Annotated in this window: 13 protein-coding genes; 9 read left to right on the forward strand and 4 right to left on the reverse strand. The window is 45.1% G+C overall.

Annotation, left to right across the window (positions count from 1 at the left end; translation table 11 throughout):
- Window positions 1-115 precede the first annotated feature (115 nt).
- Both DXN04_RS00005 and DXN04_RS00010 read right to left on the reverse strand, forming a co-directional pair.
- On the reverse strand, window positions 116-1162 hold the full coding sequence (locus DXN04_RS00005; protein ID WP_116851287.1) for a LacI family DNA-binding transcriptional regulator: 1047 nt from the start codon (window positions 1160-1162) through the stop codon (window positions 116-118).
- Between the two features lie 84 nt (window positions 1163-1246).
- Complete coding sequence (locus DXN04_RS00010; protein ID WP_116851288.1) at window positions 1247-3817, reverse strand: zinc-dependent metalloprotease; 2571 nt, start codon at window positions 3815-3817, stop codon at window positions 1247-1249.
- Between the two features lie 764 nt (window positions 3818-4581).
- On the opposite strand from DXN04_RS00010, the gene DXN04_RS00015 reads away from it, so the two are divergent.
- The 6 genes from DXN04_RS00015 to DXN04_RS00040 all read left to right on the forward strand — a co-directional run bounded on the left by DXN04_RS00015 (window position 4582) and on the right by DXN04_RS00040 (window position 10633).
- A complete protein-coding gene (locus tag DXN04_RS00015) occupies window positions 4582-5445 on the forward strand; it encodes a MotA/TolQ/ExbB proton channel family protein (protein WP_116851289.1) in 864 nt (287 codons plus the stop codon).
- A 66-nt stretch (window positions 5446-5511) separates the two neighbouring features.
- The gene (locus DXN04_RS00020) at window positions 5512-6174 is read left to right on the forward strand and encodes an ExbD/TolR family protein (RefSeq protein WP_116851290.1); all 663 of its coding nucleotides are present in this window, start codon (window positions 5512-5514) and stop codon (window positions 6172-6174) included.
- A 66-nt stretch (window positions 6175-6240) separates the two neighbouring features.
- Window positions 6241-6840 (forward strand): ExbD/TolR family protein, encoded by a 600-nt coding sequence (locus DXN04_RS00025; RefSeq protein WP_116851291.1) that lies wholly within the window; start codon window positions 6241-6243, stop codon window positions 6838-6840.
- A 45-nt stretch (window positions 6841-6885) separates the two neighbouring features.
- Window positions 6886-7722 (forward strand): energy transducer TonB, encoded by an 837-nt coding sequence (locus tag DXN04_RS00030; RefSeq protein WP_116851292.1) that lies wholly within the window; start codon window positions 6886-6888, stop codon window positions 7720-7722.
- A 98-nt stretch (window positions 7723-7820) separates the two neighbouring features.
- Window positions 7821-9209, forward strand: a complete 1389-nt coding sequence (gene mnmE, locus DXN04_RS00035) for a tRNA uridine-5-carboxymethylaminomethyl(34) synthesis GTPase MnmE (protein ID WP_233525489.1) — start codon at window positions 7821-7823, stop codon at window positions 9207-9209.
- Between the two features lie 113 nt (window positions 9210-9322).
- A complete protein-coding gene (locus tag DXN04_RS00040) occupies window positions 9323-10633 on the forward strand; it encodes an alkaline phosphatase family protein (RefSeq protein WP_116851293.1) in 1311 nt (436 codons plus the stop codon).
- A 52-nt stretch (window positions 10634-10685) separates the two neighbouring features.
- Here DXN04_RS00040 and DXN04_RS00045 read toward each other — a convergent pair whose 3' ends face one another.
- On the reverse strand, window positions 10686-13694 hold the full coding sequence (locus tag DXN04_RS00045; RefSeq protein ID WP_116851294.1) for a lantibiotic dehydratase: 3009 nt from the start codon (window positions 13692-13694) through the stop codon (window positions 10686-10688).
- A gap of 150 nt (window positions 13695-13844) precedes the next feature.
- Here DXN04_RS00045 and DXN04_RS35160 point away from each other — a divergent pair, with 150 nt between their 5' ends.
- From DXN04_RS35160 to DXN04_RS35555, 3 genes are all read left to right on the forward strand, one after another.
- Window positions 13845-13979: a class I lanthipeptide gene (locus DXN04_RS35160; protein WP_199414958.1), complete on the forward strand. Its 135-nt coding sequence runs from the start codon at window positions 13845-13847 to the stop codon at window positions 13977-13979.
- A 237-nt stretch (window positions 13980-14216) separates the two neighbouring features.
- Window positions 14217-15374, forward strand: a complete 1158-nt coding sequence (locus DXN04_RS00050; RefSeq protein ID WP_116851295.1) for a lanthionine synthetase C family protein — start codon at window positions 14217-14219, stop codon at window positions 15372-15374.
- 30 nt (window positions 15375-15404) lie between these two features.
- Entirely contained in the window at window positions 15405-16013 is a 609-nt protein-coding gene (locus tag DXN04_RS35555) for a response regulator (protein WP_116851296.1), read from the forward strand.
- A 35-nt stretch (window positions 16014-16048) separates the two neighbouring features.
- On the opposite strand, the gene DXN04_RS00060 is transcribed toward DXN04_RS35555, so the two are convergent.
- Window positions 16049-17158 (reverse strand): hypothetical protein, encoded by a 1110-nt coding sequence (locus tag DXN04_RS00060; protein WP_147319798.1) that lies wholly within the window; start codon window positions 17156-17158, stop codon window positions 16049-16051.
- Window positions 17159-17165 lie beyond the last annotated feature (7 nt).

The raw sequence follows: 17165 nt of genomic DNA on the forward strand, positions 1-17165 counted from the left end.
GAACAGAGAAGTTAAGCCCCTCATGGCCGATGGTACTGCACTATCATGCGGGAGAGTAGGTAGCTGCCATATTTATTGAAAAAGCCTCTGATTCATATCAGAGGCTTTTTTCGTTTTATACCTTGCTGGAAGCCCGTTCTATTAATTCAACAGGAAACACAAAATTTTGTGTAATCTTCACCGTCTCATCCTGATTAATCAACTGCACTAAAGTCTCTACCGCCTTTTGACCCATTGAATAACCGGATTGCTCTATCGTACTTAAAGAAGGAGAAATAATACGTGATGACTGGTCATTGGAATAACCCACTACCTTAATCTGTTCAGGGATCTGAATATTAAAATGTCTGGCCTCCTGGATAAAGGCAATCGCTGAAGTATCATTGGTAGAAAACAATCCATCCGGCAATACCTCTTGTGATAATAATTGTCTGGAGGCAGCAATCGCTGCATCAGTCGTCAGGTTATGCACATGCACCAGTGATTCATCAAAAGGAAGTCCATATTGCGCCAAAGCAGCCTTATAACCTCCTAATCTTTGCTGATACAGATTACAGGTCAGAATACCCGAAAAGTGGGCAATACGCCTGCATCCCTGTTTGATCAGGTGCTCAGTAGCCAGATAGCCCCCTCTGAAATCATCCCCGGTTATCGTATAACCGTTGAAATCCGAAGGCACACGGTCATAGAATACCAGCGGAATGTTGTTTTTGATAAAGGGATTGAAATGTTCAAATGTTGTGGTAAACATCGAAGAAACCGCCAGTAATCCATCTACTCTTAAAGAATAAAAGGTTTGCACCAGTTCTTTCTCCATTGCCACTGTATCATCGGATTGCCCAATCACAATACTGAAGCCATACTTATGAGCTTCGTGCTGGATCCCGCTGATGGCAGTGCTTTGGAAATACATGGAAGTACGTGGAACGATCAGCCCCAGAATGTTGGAGCGTTTCTTTCGAAGACTGGAAGCGATCCAGTTGGGGACATAGCCCATATCAGTGGCAGTCTGTCTCACTTTTTCACGTGTCTCCTGATTGATCAGGGTATTGTTTTGCAGTGCCCTGGAGACCGTGGAAGCAGATAGATTCAGCGTTTTAGCTATGTCGTAAATGGTGACTTTAGACGTGCGTTCTTTCACATTTTTGAGGTTCAGTGACATAAATATAATCTAAATGCTGCAACTCAAAAAAAACGCTTTCTGCCAGTGACAGAAAGCGTTTTTGATATCGATAGCAGGAAGATCTTATTTAGGATCTAAGGCCTGGCTAATCTTTTCATAAAGCTCATTCAGGTGGTAACGGCTCATATTATCTCCAGCCGTTGCAGCAGCAGCTTTTACTTCTCCCTTCAGGGCCATCAGCTGTGCACGTGCAATACTGCTCACATCAGCAGGAGTAGAAGATATGCCGGAAGCTGCCCCGATCATCACCATCATACCTCCATCGGGATTAGAAGAAGGTTCACTGATCAGGTCTACCAGGTTATCCACATAATTTTTCTGCAGGTTCCTGCGGAATACATCAATTGCCTGATGGTTGGTCAGTTCACTGAAGATACCTTTTTTCAGATCAGTCAGCAGGGCGGCGGCAGTATAATTATTGCTTCCTTCATTGGCTTCAGCGTTGATTAGTTTAGTCAGCGTGCCGGAGCTCATGATTCTTTGCAGAATGGGATTCTGACGTGCACTGATAATAGTAGTAGCATTATTACCTGTACGACTCAGGATTTCTTTATCCAGCAACCATTTTGGAGTGGTGAACAATTGCTTTTGTAAGAACTGAACGGCCTCCTGTTGGGTAGCCTTAGGTACTGCTGCATACACGCCACCTTCCTGCTCTACGGTTTTAGGTGTCTCATATACACCACCTATGTTTTTAGCTACATGTCCCATATATCTGCCAAACTGTGTATTGACTTCTTTGTACAGTTCATTGAGGTTGGCATATCCTTCATTGGGAGTGCTGGTCCATGTGAGCAGATTCGGTATAATACGTTGCAGGTTTTTGATACCATATTCACTTGCTTTCATCGCATTATCACCCAGGTCTTCATTCTGAGATCTTGGATCGTCAGGATTCATTTCGGTACCAAACCAGTATTTCTTGTCCTTCAGTTTTTCAACGGTCCATTTATTCAGAACAGGTTGTTCCGCTTTAGGATCGCTTAAACCGGGAATCTGGCGATATCCCCATTCAATGGCCCACTTATCATAGAAGTTAATACGGGGATAAAGATCAGCGCCGGTAATGCCATCTCCTGGTTGTGCCACGTAGTTGAAACGTGCATAGTCCATAATAGAGGGGGCGTGTCCGTTAGCCTTTACCCATTCTTTATCTCTCAGTTTTTCCACAGGGTATGCGGAACTGGAGCCGAAGTTATGGCGAAGGCCCAGGGTATGGCCCACTTCATGGGAAGATACAAAGCGAATCAGCTCTCCCATAAGCTGATCATCGAACTCCATTTTACGGGCTCTTGGATCATTAGGAGCACATTGTACAAAGTACCAGTTACGCAGCAGACGCATGACGTTGTGATACCAGTTGATATGGCTCTCAAGAATTTCGCCGGAGCGTGGGTCATGTACATGTGGTCCGCTTGCATTTGGAATGTCGGATGGTTTGTACACGATAGCTGAAAAACGGGCATCTTCCAGGCTCCAGGTAGAATCTTCAGCAGGGCTGGGGGCTAGTTTAGCAATAATGGCGTTTTTAAAGCCAGCCTGTTCGAAAGCAGTCTGCCAGTCATTCACACCCTGAATCAGGTAAGGTACCCACTTTTTAGGTGTGGCGGGGTCAATGTAGAATATGATGGGTTTCGCGGGTTCCACGAGTTCCCCGCGATTATATTTTTCCCTGTCTTCAGGTTTAGGTTCCAGTCTCCAGCGGGTGATCATGGATAATCTTTTCACACCCTGTGGATCGGCATCAAAGTCGGTTACGGAGGTAGTGAAGAAACCTACACGTGGATCAAAGTACCGGCTCTTCATAGGGGTAGCTGGCAGCAGGATGATGGAGCTATTCAGTTCCAGAGTTGCATTACCGCCCTGGGAGGCTCCCTGGGGCCCCTGGCCACCACCTGATTTGGAATAGGTTTTGACTGTTTTGATCTCGGTATTGATAGGATAGGACTTCACATCCACGATATAGGACTTATCCTGCTGAAGGCCGCCCAGTTTGAGGGCAGACTTGATACGTGGGTCAAAGAAGAGGATATCATTATCCCCCTGAATAAATTCAGTGAGGTCAATGATGCTGCCATGGGAGCTGTCGGAGAATGCTTTGATATCGAAAGCCGCAGCGATGGGCTGGATATTAGAATTCATCACTGCCTGGAACATGGGCTGGCTGGAATCTTTAGAGATCTCGGTATAAGAAATATTCTTAAGGAAGATCCTGTCATTTGGACCTTTATCGAAGCGGATGACGTTTTCCCCGATCTCATCGCCGCTATAGCCATACATAGAAATAGAAGAACGCAGGCCTGCTGCGGATTTGGAGATACGGTTTACGACAAGGATATCCCTTCCGAGGAGGGAATCAGGGATTTCTACGAAGATCTTATCGTCCTGTTTGTAGATAATGAACAGCCCGGAGTCCGTTCTGGCGCTGGCTGTGATTACATCACTAAACTTCTTTGGAGCGGTCTTGGGACCACTTTTCGCAGGTAGTGGGGGACGAGCAGTGGAGTCGGTAGGTGTGGTGTTGGCCTCATGTTTTTTCTTTCTTTGGGCTGAGACAGGGTTGAAAGTGCCTGTAATCAGCAGAAACGAACTGAAAAAGATAGCCGCAGCGGAGCGGATAAAGCGTTTATTCATTGATAGTTATTAAGTGGTTGTTTTTGATTTAGGTGTTTTTTTAGAAAGTAAGTTGCAAATAAACATATTAAGCAGTAACTTATGCGGGAAATCCATAAACGCTTTAATACCTTTAGGAGTGGAAGTTTAGCTCTATGTGGGGATTATTTAATTAAAGGTATGTTAAAGTGGTAGCGGGAGCCAGAGATTATGAGTAAATTTATTGATATGGTAGCTTTTATATTTATATTAGGCTATGATTAGGATCCGGTGAAGTCCACGTTCACAGGGTTTTTCCATCAAATGAAAACGCTTATGAGAATCAGAAAGAATGACGGGAGCTATATGTGAATGGCTGAAATGGCACAACGGCAAGATAACCATCAATCAGGCAAATTGACGCAAAGTGCCATTGGTAGCGGGAAATAGTAAAAGAAATGAGATAAAATTTCTGTTGGAACATTTAAAATATTTCTTAAATTGTGCGTCCAACTTTGAAAAAAATCAATAAATTTCAGGTTCCAGGGATAGTATTTCTTAAGGGGAATGATCCATTCTTTGATATAGATTGCATTTAAACAATTAAGTGTTGCTCAAATAAAAATCGGAATGCAGTAAAGTCGGCTACAGGCGGGCTTTTGGGGAGGGAAGTTAAATTTTGTGAGATTTTTTGAGCTGCACTTGTTTTTTTAAGTCAACCGTATAACTTTGCGAATCACGTATTTAACATTGCAGAAATAACAAAAAAACAATAGTTTAATCTTTAACACTAAAATTCAATCAACATGGCTGAGACTAAAACAACTGTGACTGCAGCTTCTGCCAAAGCGAATTCATCTCATCAACCTAAGAAATCAAACAACACGTTTGCAATGCTTGCTGTGCCTGTTTGTATCGTAATAGGTATTCTTTTCTACATGTTTGTATTAGGTAATCCTAATAACTTCCAGGGTGGTGTAATCAACGAAAACTCACATCCTGTTGAAGAAGGTATGGGTAAGTGGTTTGGTACAGTTTACATGGGTGGTATCATCGTACCTATTCTGATCTCTGTATTACTGATTTGTATCACTTTCGTAATTGAGCGTTTCCTCTATATCTCCAGAGCGAAAGGTAAATTTAGCGGTGCTGAGCTGGTAAGAAAAGTTCAATATCACCTGGCTAACAAAAATGTTGACGCTGCTCTGGCTGAGTGTGACAAACAGAAAGGTTCTGTTGGTAACGTACTGAAAGCAGGTCTGAAGAAGTACAAAGAAATGATCACTAACACCGAGCTGGATACTGAGCAGAAGATCAGTGCTATCAAGCAGGAGATCGAAGAAACTACTTCTCTGGAACTGCCTATGATGGAAAAGAACCTGGTGTTCCTGTCCACTATCGCTTCCGTAGCTACCCTGTTAGGTCTGTTCGGTACAGTATTGGGTATGATCAAATCCTTCTCTGCGATGTCAGCTTCTGGTGCTCCGGATTCTGGTAAACTGGCAGGTGGTATCTCTGAAGCGTTGATCAACACCGCTCTGGGTATCTCTACTTCAGCAGTTGCGATCATCATGTATAACTACTTTACAACTAATATTGATAGCATCACTTACGCTATCGACGAGTCTGGCTTTACTTTAACACAGAGCTTCGCTGCAAACCACAAATAATTTCTAATTATTTGTGTGGAAAAAATGAGGTTTTGAATCTTATAAGTAAACCAAAAAGGAGTAAAGATGCCAAAAGTTAAAATGGCCAGGAAGAGCACGCTGGTTGATATGACCGCGATGTGTGATGTAGCTTTCCTGCTGCTCACGTTCTTCATGCTGGCTACTAAATTTAAGCCGGATGAACCGGTAACTGTGGTAACTCCGTCTTCAATCAACACCAAATTGTTACCTGATTCTGATGTAATCATGTTAACAATCGACGAAAAAGGAAGGGTATTCTTTAGTATGGATGGCCAGCCTAAACGTCAGAAGCTGATCGAAGACCTGAATACCCAGTATAAACTGAATCTGGATCAGCATGAAATGAACAATTTCATCATTGGTTCCAGTGTTGGTGCTGAGCTGAAGAATCTGAAGGCTTACCTGGCGCTGAAAACAGCTGATCGTAAGAAATCTGGTCTTGAAACTGGTATCCCTACTGACTCCGCTAACAATGAGGTAGCAGTATGGATCGAGTATGCAAGATCTGCACAGGGAGGTAATCCTAAGTTGCAGTATTGTATCAAGGCTGATAATAGCACCCCTTATCCTAAGATCAAGGATGTGCTGGATACCTTCAAAAAGAAGGGTATTCAGAAGCTGAATCTGGTAACTAACCTCGAGGCACCACCTCCAGGTACTGCTGCTGCTTTGGCTCGTGCACAAAGCGGTGAAAAGAAAGAAGAATAGTTAAAGTAAACGGCAGGCAGCGTTGAGGCGCTGAGTTGCTTTTGAAAACTAAAAAAAAGAGCTACTATGGCAGAAATGGATACCAGCAGTAGTGGCGGTGGGAAGAAACACCAGGGTACGAAATCTAAGAAGCATTCTACACGCGTAGACATGACTCCGATGGTGGACCTCGGCTTTCTCTTGATCACCTTCTTCATGTTGACTACTACCATGAGCAAGCCCAAAACAATGGACCTGATCATGCCGAAGGATACAAAAAATGAAGAAGAGCAAAACAAGGTTAAGGAAAGTACGGCCCTCACTATATTGCTTGGAAAAAACAATCAAGTATATTATTACGAAGGTTTAGCACAGAATCCTGACGCGTCAGCTGATCCTAATTTTTTCAAAGCGACCAACTTTAGTAACAAAGACGGTATTCGCGATGTTATTATCAGGAAGCGGGATGAAGTTGCAAAATTGAGAAATGCAAAAGGCGAACCTGAAGATGTTGTAGTGATTATCAAGGCAGATGATGATGCCAAGTATAAGAACTTTGTAGACATCCTGGATGAAATGGCTATCAACCGTATTTCACGTTACGCTACTGTCGATATCAGCGACCAGGATAAAACCTGGATCCATCAGACAGAAGCTGCTAACGGCGGTGGTGGCGGCAACCAGTAATTGAGGAACTAATTAACTTTTGCATCCATCTTAAAAATTGAAACAATGGATACCGCTAAAATCTTAAACTCCGACTTTCTGGACATCCTGTTTGAGAACAGGAATAAGGAATATGGAGCTTATGACCTAAGAAGACAATACAACAAAAGGGTGCGCAATGCCCTCATCGGCAGCGCTGCACTGATGTTGATTGTAATCGCAGGTTACGCTATCAATACAGCGATAGTGAAGGCTGAGAGGGAACACCCTACTAAGCCCGTTATCGAACAAATCAAGATGGAGGACGTAAAGATCCCAGATGATCCACATACACCTCCTCCACCTCCACCACCACCAGCTCCACCACCACCGGTGAAGCCATCAGTGCAGTTCACTCCTCCTGTTATCAAAAAAGATAACGAAGTGCCACCAGATGAGGTGCCACCTAAGCAAGAGGACCTGAAAGATAAAGCTGTGAGTACTAAAACAGTAGAAGGTGATCCTAACGGTATCGACCCAGGATTGCTGGAAGACAGTAAAGGTACCGGTGTGGTTGAAGCTCCTCCAGCTCCGGCTAAAGAAGAGATCTTCACATTCGTAGAACAGCCTCCTACCTTCCCAGGTGGTGAAGAAGCACTGGCGAAGTTCCTGAGCAAAAACATCCACTATCCTCGCGTAGCGCAGGAAAATGCGATCTCAGGTACTGTATTCGTACAATTCGTAGTTGACTCAGAAGGTAACATCAAAGATGTGAAAACTGTAGGTGCTGCGAAAGGTGGCGGTCTTGAAGAAGAAGCTATCCGCGTGGTGAAAATCATGCCCAAATGGAAAGCTGGTAAACAGAACGGCCGTCAGGTATCAGTTCAGTTTAACCTGCCTATCCGCTTCACACTGCAAGAGTAGTACTAAGTACGCTTTATAGAAAACACCCTGTCAAGGCCTGGCTTTGACAGGGTGTTTTTATTTATTGGTATATTGCCCCCTGATTTGCAAATGATATTATGATGCTAGGGAATAATCTTACAGGATACGATGATACTATTGTAGCCCCCGCTACCGCCGCCGGGGTTGGCGCAATTGCCGTACTACGCCTCAATGGAACCAATGCCATTGACATCTGCAACCGGCTCTTTCCGGCGAAAGACCTGCATAAACAGGCCAGCCACACCCTTCACTTTGGTAGTATTGTGGAAAACGGACGTACAATCGATGAAGTAGTCGTAAGCCTTTACAAAGCTCCCCGCTCTTACACCGGTGAAAACATCGTGGAAATCTCCTGCCATGGCTCTCCCTACATCCAGCAACAAATCATAGATGCCTGCATACGTGCCGGAGCCAGAATGGCCAAACCCGGTGAATATACCATGAGGGCTTTCCTGAATGGAAAATTGGACCTGACCCAGGCAGAATCCGTAGCCGACCTGATCGCCAGTAACTCCGCCGCCAGTCATCAAACGGCCATGCAGCAAATGAGAGGCGGATTCTCCAAAGAACTGTCCGCACTTCGGGAACAACTCATCAGTTTCTCTGCACTCATTGAACTGGAACTGGATTTCAGCCAGGAAGATGTGGAGTTCGCAGATCGCACACAGTTCTATAAACTCATCAATGAAGCCATGCAGGTAGTCAAACACCTGGCAGATTCCTTCCAGATGGGCAACGTGATTAAGAATGGTGTGAACACCGCCATCGTAGGTAAACCCAATGCCGGGAAATCAACCCTGCTCAATACCCTGCTCAATGAAAACCGCGCTATCGTAAGTGATATAGCCGGTACTACCCGTGATACGATCGAGGAAATCCTCAATATCCAGGGGATCCTCTTCAGACTGATCGATACTGCTGGTATCCGTGAAAGCGACGACACCATTGAAAGTATCGGCGTGCAGAAAACCATGGAGAAGATCCGTGAGGCAGGTGTGGTACTTTACATGTTCGATGTAAACCAGACCAGTGTAGAAGAACTGCAGGAACAAATTGATGCCTTTAAGAAAGACAATATCAACTACCTGCTGGTAGGAAATAAAACTGATATCGCCGGACTGGCTGCTAACCAGGCTAAATTTGCCGGTATTGAAAACATCCTTTACATCTCTGCCCGTCAGCATGAACATATCGAAGACCTGAAGGACCGGTTAGTGCATAAGGTCATGAGCGGGGATATTAATACAGAAGCAACGATTGTTACAAATGCCCGCCACCATGCAGCCCTGCAGGAAGTCATGAAATCACTGATCGATGTGAAGAACGGCCTGGACAACCAGTTACCCGGTGACCTGCTGTCCCTGGATATCAGGCGTTGCCTTCATTTCCTGGGTGAGATCACGGGGCAGATCACGAATGAGGACCAGCTGGATTTTATATTTAGTAAGTTCTGTATCGGGAAGTAATCTTTTGCAGATTGGCTGAAGCAACCCCCATTGTTAACTAATTATGAATTACGTCTGCATACTGGCGGTACCCCTATCATTGAGCAGTTATTTATACAAGGAAACTCTCGATTATGAAAAGGATCTTACTCGTCTCTGCATTACTCATGCTGACATTCACAAGCTTCGCCCAACAATCAAGGCATGTCATCTTAATCACTATTGATGGCTTCAGGCCCGACTTTTACCAGGATGCCTCCTGGGGAATGGTTAACCTGCGTATGATGAAGGATAGTGGCAGCTATGCTGATGGGGTGAACAGCGTATTTCCGACTGTGACCTATCCCAATCACACCTCCCTCATCACTGGTGTGACACCCATGAAGCACGGCATTTATTACAACACGCCTTATGAACCAAAGGGTGCCACCGGTGTCTGGTATTTTTATTACGATTCACTGAAAGTGCCAAGTCTCTGGGATGCAGTGCACAAAGCAGGTAGGCAATCAGCCAGCATCATATGGCCGGTATCTGTGCATGCACCTATTGATTACAACATTCCTGATGTATGGCCACTGGGCAAAAATAATGACAGGAGAATTGCGATGGCTGAAAATGCAAATCCATCTGACTTATGGCAGGAAGTTCAGGACAGCGCTACCGGCAAGATCCAGCCTGATGACTGGGCAATGAACAATGGTGAACTGATCTTCGATGAAAACATTGCCAGGATCAGTGGCTACCTGATTCAAAAATATAAACCGGCCTTCGTTACACTCCACCTTCCATGTACAGATCACTACGAACACCAGATAGGCCGTGACGGCTACCTGGTAAGAAAATCAGTATCCGGTGCTGACAGAGCCCTCGGTACTATCCTGGAAGCCGTACACAGAGCCGGTATAGCGGATAGCACGACCATCATCGTCACCGGCGACCATGGCTTTGTGAATATTGAGAAGTCATTTAACCCCAATGTATTGTTAGCTAAAAACAATATCAAAGCCCAGTTCCATGCCTGCGGAGGTTCAGCATTCCTACACCTGGAAGATAAAAATGACAAAGCAACTGTGGATAAAGTGATCACAATACTGAAAGCATTGCCTGCGGAGCAGCAAAAAATGTTCAGAATATTGGATCGTCAGCAACTGGACAAAATAGGTGCTGACCCCAATGCTGCAATGGCGATTGCTGCCTTAGGCCACGTGACTATTGGCGGTGCAAAGAAAGGGGAGTTAATAAAACCTGCGAAAGGAGGTACCCATGGCTACTATCCTGACTTCAAAGAAATTCAGACCGGCTTTGTAGCATATGGTGCCGGCATCAAACAAGGCGGACATGTAAAAGAAATGAACGTGACTGACGTTGCGCCTATCATAGCAGCGTTACTGAAACTCGACTTAGGAAAGGTCGATGGAAAAGTGCCTGCAGGCATTATAAAATAACACTTAAACGAGGCCGTTTCAAAAGTAATTTGAAGAACCTTAATCGGGAAAATTACTTTTGAAACGTTCCCGCCTTCTTCTGAATCGCCAGTTGCGAATCATAATATTTACTCAGAAAGTGGTATAAGACCAACTCATGCTTACGCTGTCCTGTTAATAAGATCCTGTTCAAAAACATGTGGATATAACTAGGCAGTAAATAGTCTGCAGGAATGCCTGGAGGAACTGTTGCCCTGATAAAAGCAGAGCGCTCATCGAACAATCCCTCAATACCATTTTCTCCATCCTGCCTGGGATCGAGAAAACTACTCAACTGCCGCATTTCTTGTCTATACTTACTATTCAACTGTGTCTGTAAATCCTGTGAACCACCAAACTCCCTGAAGAAACCTTCTCTGATCACTTTCATGATCGCTGCTCTCCCCGCCAGGTCAAACCCGAAGTCCTGTAATAACACATCCACACCTCTCGCAGCCAGCAGCCATCTATATCGTTCACCGTCTTCACCTTCCAGCTGACAAATACAGTTCAATACAGCCTTACTATCAGCATGAAATACCTGCTCACTGAACTCCATAGTTTCAGCACCATACCTTTCTATTTCCCGCACATAAGTATCCGTCTGTACTTTATATATTAGTTCCTGCTTCTGATACTGTCCGAGTTGTTCATACAGCAAATGCAGGATTTGTTGCCAGAAGGTGGGATCACTGCTATTATGAAAACGCAGGCGGATATGGTGGTCCGGGTCATTGAACCTGATAAAGAACCATTTATCCACCAGTTGCGCAGCTTCCACATGTGCAATCAGTGGTGCTATTACTGAGGTAAGCACGTCTTCTGAAGTTTTGCTGCCCCCATATAGTTTAATATAAAGCCATTCACTACCAGTTATGAACCTACGTACCGGTTCCCGGGTTATGGCCTCTACGGATGCAGAGGCACTAACTTTATTCGCAAAAGGAATGATCACTTCATTGGTAAATCTTCCACCAACACCTTTAATCCAGCATTGATCAGGTGTTCCGATCACTTCCTGTACTGTTAGTTTCTCTTTCTTCTCCAGCATGGATTGCAGCAGTTTTACACTCACCTGGTTCTGCAGATCTATATACAGTTCATTGTCACCCTCCATAATGGTAATGTAACGTGGCAGTTGCAGCGCTTTTAAATCATCTCCTTTCTGTAAATGCCAGGTCGCTTTTCCGAGCACGATTTTTTTATAGGTCACCCTTGGTAAAAACGCAGGTTGTACCGGCAAGTGCCATTGCCAGCCGGTCACAGTATGTGATTGCAGATCGCAAAGGAAATGGTAGACAGGCAGACTATTCCTGGCAAAGTTATGTGCCGTGCTAAGCCTTGGAATGACCCGTTTATTATAACGCCTGGAGCGTAAAACGATTTTATTCTGACGAATACTGACCATCAGATCTGTAATAGGAAATTGCTTGTCCGGAGCCACGCTGCCATTGCCGAGGTACACGATTTCATATTCTCTCAATTGAGGTCGTAGAAGGATATTGCCAGTTCTGGCTTCGGGCAGATGCACGACTTCTGCATAGATCACATCAGGATCCTGTTGTTCTTCCTCTCGTAAGCACTCTTTTACATGGGCCAACAACTGTGCATCTCCATGACAAAATCTCCCCAGCAAATTAGCAGAAGAAGGTCCGCTGAAGCCATTAAATTCAAACAAATATTCCCCGCCATCTATCGTTTCTGCACTGCTGCCATGTAAACTTCCCATCAGGTACATACTCGATGGCAATACTACTGGTACAGGGCTTTTCAGGGTTTCCAGATCAGCATCTGTCAACTCTAAAGAGGTCTTGCCTTGTTGCATACAAAGGTGCAGTTTCTCCAGCTGAAAACTCCGCAGCTGACTCCATTGAAGATTTGTCTGCTCCTCGTTATTCTGAATTACCAGGTCATCAATCAATGGAGTATGATCCGACTGACTATTGCCATATCCAATACCAGCTTCGTTATCCAATGCCAGTGCCAGCGATACTTCCTGCTCTTCATACCGCTCTCTGAAGCGGTTCATGAAGTTGCTCATATCTGTATTGGTATTCGGTCTCGCCATTTTCCACAAAGGCAATACCTGGTCCTGCAAATCCCTGATCAAAGTAGCACTGATCGTATTCTGTGTAGTTGCTAAAAACAAATCCGTCTGCACCAGGTCTTTACTCTTGGTATCAGGCAATAATTCCTGTACCAAAGCATGTGTGCGCAGGTACTTATCCACACCTGTAGTGGTATCAGATAATAATTGTTGGATCTGTGCCAGGGTTGCTGCAATAGCCCCCGTACCTGATAATGTGGATAAGCGCTTTAATAAGTAAGAGAAAAATTCCTCGCCGGTCACCGTAGGTTCCAGTTCACTCACCAATAGTTGGTTGATGATCAGCTCATCAATAAATTCCCTCGCATCTTCTTCCGTAATCTCTTCATCCACAATGGCAGCACAAAGTTCTGCAATGGTAGCGCCATCCCGGGCGACAGCCAACAAGGTTTCCAGGTAAGGGGTCCTGCTCACCGCCGCCAGCTCATAGTTCCTGAATTTATTCTTAACTGTAAACCCAGCATATCGGAAAGTATCAGCTACCGGGTAAATAGAATTGTTAGGGAAATACCGTAATTGAACCTTTAACGCTGGCAATTGGGCGATCATGGCTGCCAGCTCTGCCACATAATTCATATCCAGCCGGCAATGTTTTTTATGCTCCTGACCGATTTCGATAGCCGTAGAGGCAGCATAGTGCCCGGTGGCACAGCCCGCGAATAGTCCATAAGGAGTACAACGGGTACTCATTCTCAGCACATACCTATACAGCGCCATACACATTTTCTCACTACCCGCACCACCCTGCAACCACTTCATAAGCTCCTGGTACAACTCCGGCGATGCAATGTAAATCGCCTCCTGCATAGCCGGATCCTGAAACAGCGATTGCAGCCTGGCAGGTAAGGCTGCCATATCAATTTGCTCAAACTGATCTAAGAACTGGATTGACTGTAATGGTGTGCGTACTAAATAAAAGTCCTTGACGGTGATCATATAGGATGGGCTAAGTATAGTAAGATAACATTATTGTCTTGCCTGCAAGATACCCTGAAAGGGGGAAATTTCTTCAACTGGACAACAAGTTGTGAAAATCACCCTGCCTGTGGATATTTTCTATTTAACTTAAAATAAATTCTATTAACCATGAAAAAGCAAAGCGCTAAAAAGCTCTCCCTCGGCAAGATCCGTATTGCGAACCTGAAAGCCCAGCAATTTGAAGACAAGAAGCCTACACTCGTCACCGGCTGCAGTTTTAGAAAATGCACGCCAACAATTTAAATCACCCTCAAAATAAAATCTCATGAAAAAACAATCCACCAAAAAATTGAACTTAGGTAAAGTGAAAATCGCTTCACTGCAAGGCACTAAACAGGACAAGGCTGCCACCGTATCATTTGCGGTTTGCACTAACAATGCCAGCCAGGTTCTGTCTATCTGCAGTATCGACTCTTGCAGATATTGAGTATTAGAAAAGGGGCTTGCCGTAAAGTGAGCCCCTTTTCGTAGCTTAGGCCTATGTACCAGAAAAGAGTAACCCATATCCTGAAAGACATCAGCCAGCAGCTGGATCAACTCCTCAAAACAGACCATCAGCCCGGATTATTGGGCGGGCACACGGGTTGTGCATTATTCTACGCTTACTACTACCAACTCACCGGAAAAGAAAAATACCTCGAAAAAGTCCATGAACTCGTACTCAACAGTATGGATGCCATGTCATCCGGCGAATTGCTGCCTTCTCATTGCAATGGTATAGCCGGCATGGTATGGTGCATTCAGCACCTCATGAACCAGGGCTTTGTAGATGGAGATATGGAAGAGATTTTTTCCGATGTGGATGCACTACTGGGCCAACAAATGATTGCAGACCTGAATAACCGGCAATACGATTTCCTGCACGAAGGACTGGGTATCGCTGTATATTTTTTAGAAAAAGAATCACCCAGCCCCTGGCTCTCACAGGTGGTTACCGCATTGCAAGCTGCCGCTACCCATCTCCCACAGGGTATCAGCTGGGAAGACCGTTTCTCCCGGCAATCAGTACCTTCCCTGCCTGATGAGCCTTGCTACAATTTAGGCATAGCACATGGTATGCCTGCGATCACAACCATTTTATCCAGGATAAAAGCAAAGGGAATCGACACCGGTCATTTAGTAGAAAAAAGTCTGGACTGGATGCTGTCAGTAAGCAATCCGGCCGGATCTTCCTCCATATATCCCACACTTGTGAACAAGGAAGGAGTCGCACTCACTGCCAGGCATAGCCGTATGGGCTGGTGTTATGGTGATCTGCCGGTGGCCATGACGCTGTTAAATGGCGGATATGCCGACAAGGCCTACGAAATCCTGGCCCATAGTATACAAAACAGGAATGTTCAGAATGGCATGGTGCACGACACCTGTATTTGTCATGGAAGTGCAGGTATTGCACATATCTTCAACAGAGCGTATCTTCATACAAAGGACTCCCTCCTGAGACAGGGAGCCGAAAAATGGTTACAACATACTATTGAACTTTATGAGAGCCCTGCCGGCTTAGGATTTTATGCCGATGGAAAATACGAAATAAAGGAAGGAATCCTGGAAGGCATAGCCGGCGTAGGACTAGCCCTGATAGCCGCTGTGGACAAGGATACGGACCCAGCCTGGGATAGGTGTATCCTGCTTTCCTAGGAATTAGTAAATTATATAATTGAGAAACCCATGATCCGCCTGTATTTTGTGGATAATCATCCATTGATCCTGGAAGGGCTGCGTGCATTGCTAAAGGGCGCACCCGACATCATCGTCGCCGGACAAGCCCGCAATGGTACGAGTTGCCTGAACTTCCTTTCAACACATGCTATTGATGTGATCCTTACTGATGTGTGCCTGCCTGATATCGATGGGCTGGATTTGTGTGCCGCTATAAAAGTTGAATATCCGCAAGTCCAGGTACTTGCATTGAGTTCCTGCAGGGATGTGAAGTATATAACTGAAATGATGGCCCACGGAGCCAGTGGGTATGTAATGAAGGACGCGGACAGGGAGGAATTGCTGGAGGCAATTCATACAGCGCATCTAGGAGGCACTTATTTTTCCCCGGGCGTGAACCAGTTATTGGGAGAGGGGAAAAAGCATCACCTGACACGCCGGGAGAAAGAAGTGCTGTCGCTGATAGCTGAAGGGAATACAAATCCTGAAATAGCGGAGAAATTGTTTATTAGTGCTGATACGGTGAATAGTCACCGGAAGAACCTGCTGGCCAAACTGGAAGTCAAAAACACTGCCATGTTAATAAAATATGCGGTTGATAATAACCTGTTAGTATAAAAAAGGCCCTCCGTAAGGAGGGCCGCTGACTTTTATTAATTACTCTTAAATTCTATCTTATCTACAACCACTTCCAGCTTCTTTAATACCCCCATATCCGTCTTCACTTTCTTGTCTCCCGTCACCTTATCATACATACCCGGATCCCCTGAGTTATTCGCCTTAAACAACACCAACACACCCTTTCCTGCAATTGATCCACCTTCCCAGCTATTCACAATCCCGCCATCTGTCCACTCAAAACCATTGATCTTAAAATCACGGCCATTTACTTTCACCACCTTATCCAAAGGATCACCTACCTTAATCCCAAATGGAGACTTCCACTTAGAATGCGGCTTCGTAAAAGTAATGGTTGGACTCTTATCACCGTCAAAGATCACCTGCATCTCATTGTCAGTATCAGGGAATACAAAGTAGGCATTGCCTGCATCGTTGCCTGCCAGGTCCGTCGTACCACGGTACACTACATTCTCCTTCCCGTACAGGTTTTCCAGTTCCTGTGGAGTACGAAGTTTAAACAGTGTACGTACATCCCAGTTATAATCATCCCCGGATGCCGCAGTAGTTGTAGCCCCGGCTGTAGTGTCGCCGGGTTCTTTTACCCCGGCTGATGCCGCTGTAGGCGTATTATCATAAGAAGTCGTTGTCGCTTCTTCTTCAGTCAGTTTTTTCGTAGCCGGTTTCTTTGCCGGAATAGGCTGTGGCGTTGCCGCAGCTACCGGCATGGTACCCATCTTGATGATAGTCGCCTTTTCTTCAATCAGCGCCTTACTTTCATTCTTATACTTATTCACAGTATAAGTCGCCAGTGGATACACACTGCCACTCAGTACTCCCATCTCACGGAGATATGCGATCAGGGTCTGACGGTTACAATCGTTATACTGGTACAAAAACTTCAGGGATTCATCCAATGCTGCCGGATCACTTTTCAGATCGGTCATCGTCTTATCAATATCCAACCCGCCGGTACCGCTTTTGGAAAGCTGGTCGGCAATGAAAAGCTCGGCCTGATGATTCTTTTGCTGATAACGTTCAGCTACCCTATTGGAAAAGTCCTCTGCTATATTAGCGGAAAGTTTTGTCTGTGCGCTCAGTGCTATGGGGAGCAGGAGCATGAAAAATGCTAGAAACCTTTTCATCCATGTG

This window comes from Chitinophaga silvisoli (assembly GCF_003412465.1).
Lineage (GTDB): Bacteria > Bacteroidota > Bacteroidia > Chitinophagales > Chitinophagaceae > Chitinophaga > Chitinophaga silvisoli.

Coding starts and splice junctions, on each gene's coding strand:
- DXN04_RS00005 (WP_116851287.1), bottom strand. CDS start 1,162: ATGTCACTGAACCTCAAAAATGTGAAAGAACGCACGTCTAAAGTCACC.
- DXN04_RS00010 (WP_116851288.1), bottom strand. CDS start 3,817: ATGAATAAACGCTTTATCCGCTCCGCTGCGGCTATCTTTTTCAGTTCG.
- DXN04_RS00015 (WP_116851289.1), top strand. CDS start 4,582: ATGGCTGAGACTAAAACAACTGTGACTGCAGCTTCTGCCAAAGCGAAT.
- DXN04_RS00020 (WP_116851290.1), top strand. CDS start 5,512: ATGCCAAAAGTTAAAATGGCCAGGAAGAGCACGCTGGTTGATATGACC.
- DXN04_RS00025 (WP_116851291.1), top strand. CDS start 6,241: ATGGCAGAAATGGATACCAGCAGTAGTGGCGGTGGGAAGAAACACCAG.
- DXN04_RS00030 (WP_116851292.1), top strand. CDS start 6,886: ATGGATACCGCTAAAATCTTAAACTCCGACTTTCTGGACATCCTGTTT.
- mnmE (WP_233525489.1), top strand. CDS start 7,821: ATGATGCTAGGGAATAATCTTACAGGATACGATGATACTATTGTAGCC.
- DXN04_RS00040 (WP_116851293.1), top strand. CDS start 9,323: ATGAAAAGGATCTTACTCGTCTCTGCATTACTCATGCTGACATTCACA.
- DXN04_RS00045 (WP_116851294.1), bottom strand. CDS start 13,694: ATGATCACCGTCAAGGACTTTTATTTAGTACGCACACCATTACAGTCA.
- DXN04_RS35160 (WP_199414958.1), top strand. CDS start 13,845: ATGAAAAAGCAAAGCGCTAAAAAGCTCTCCCTCGGCAAGATCCGTATT.
- DXN04_RS00050 (WP_116851295.1), top strand. CDS start 14,217: ATGTACCAGAAAAGAGTAACCCATATCCTGAAAGACATCAGCCAGCAG.
- DXN04_RS35555 (WP_116851296.1), top strand. CDS start 15,405: ATGATCCGCCTGTATTTTGTGGATAATCATCCATTGATCCTGGAAGGG.
- DXN04_RS00060 (WP_147319798.1), bottom strand. CDS start 17,158: ATGAAAAGGTTTCTAGCATTTTTCATGCTCCTGCTCCCCATAGCACTG.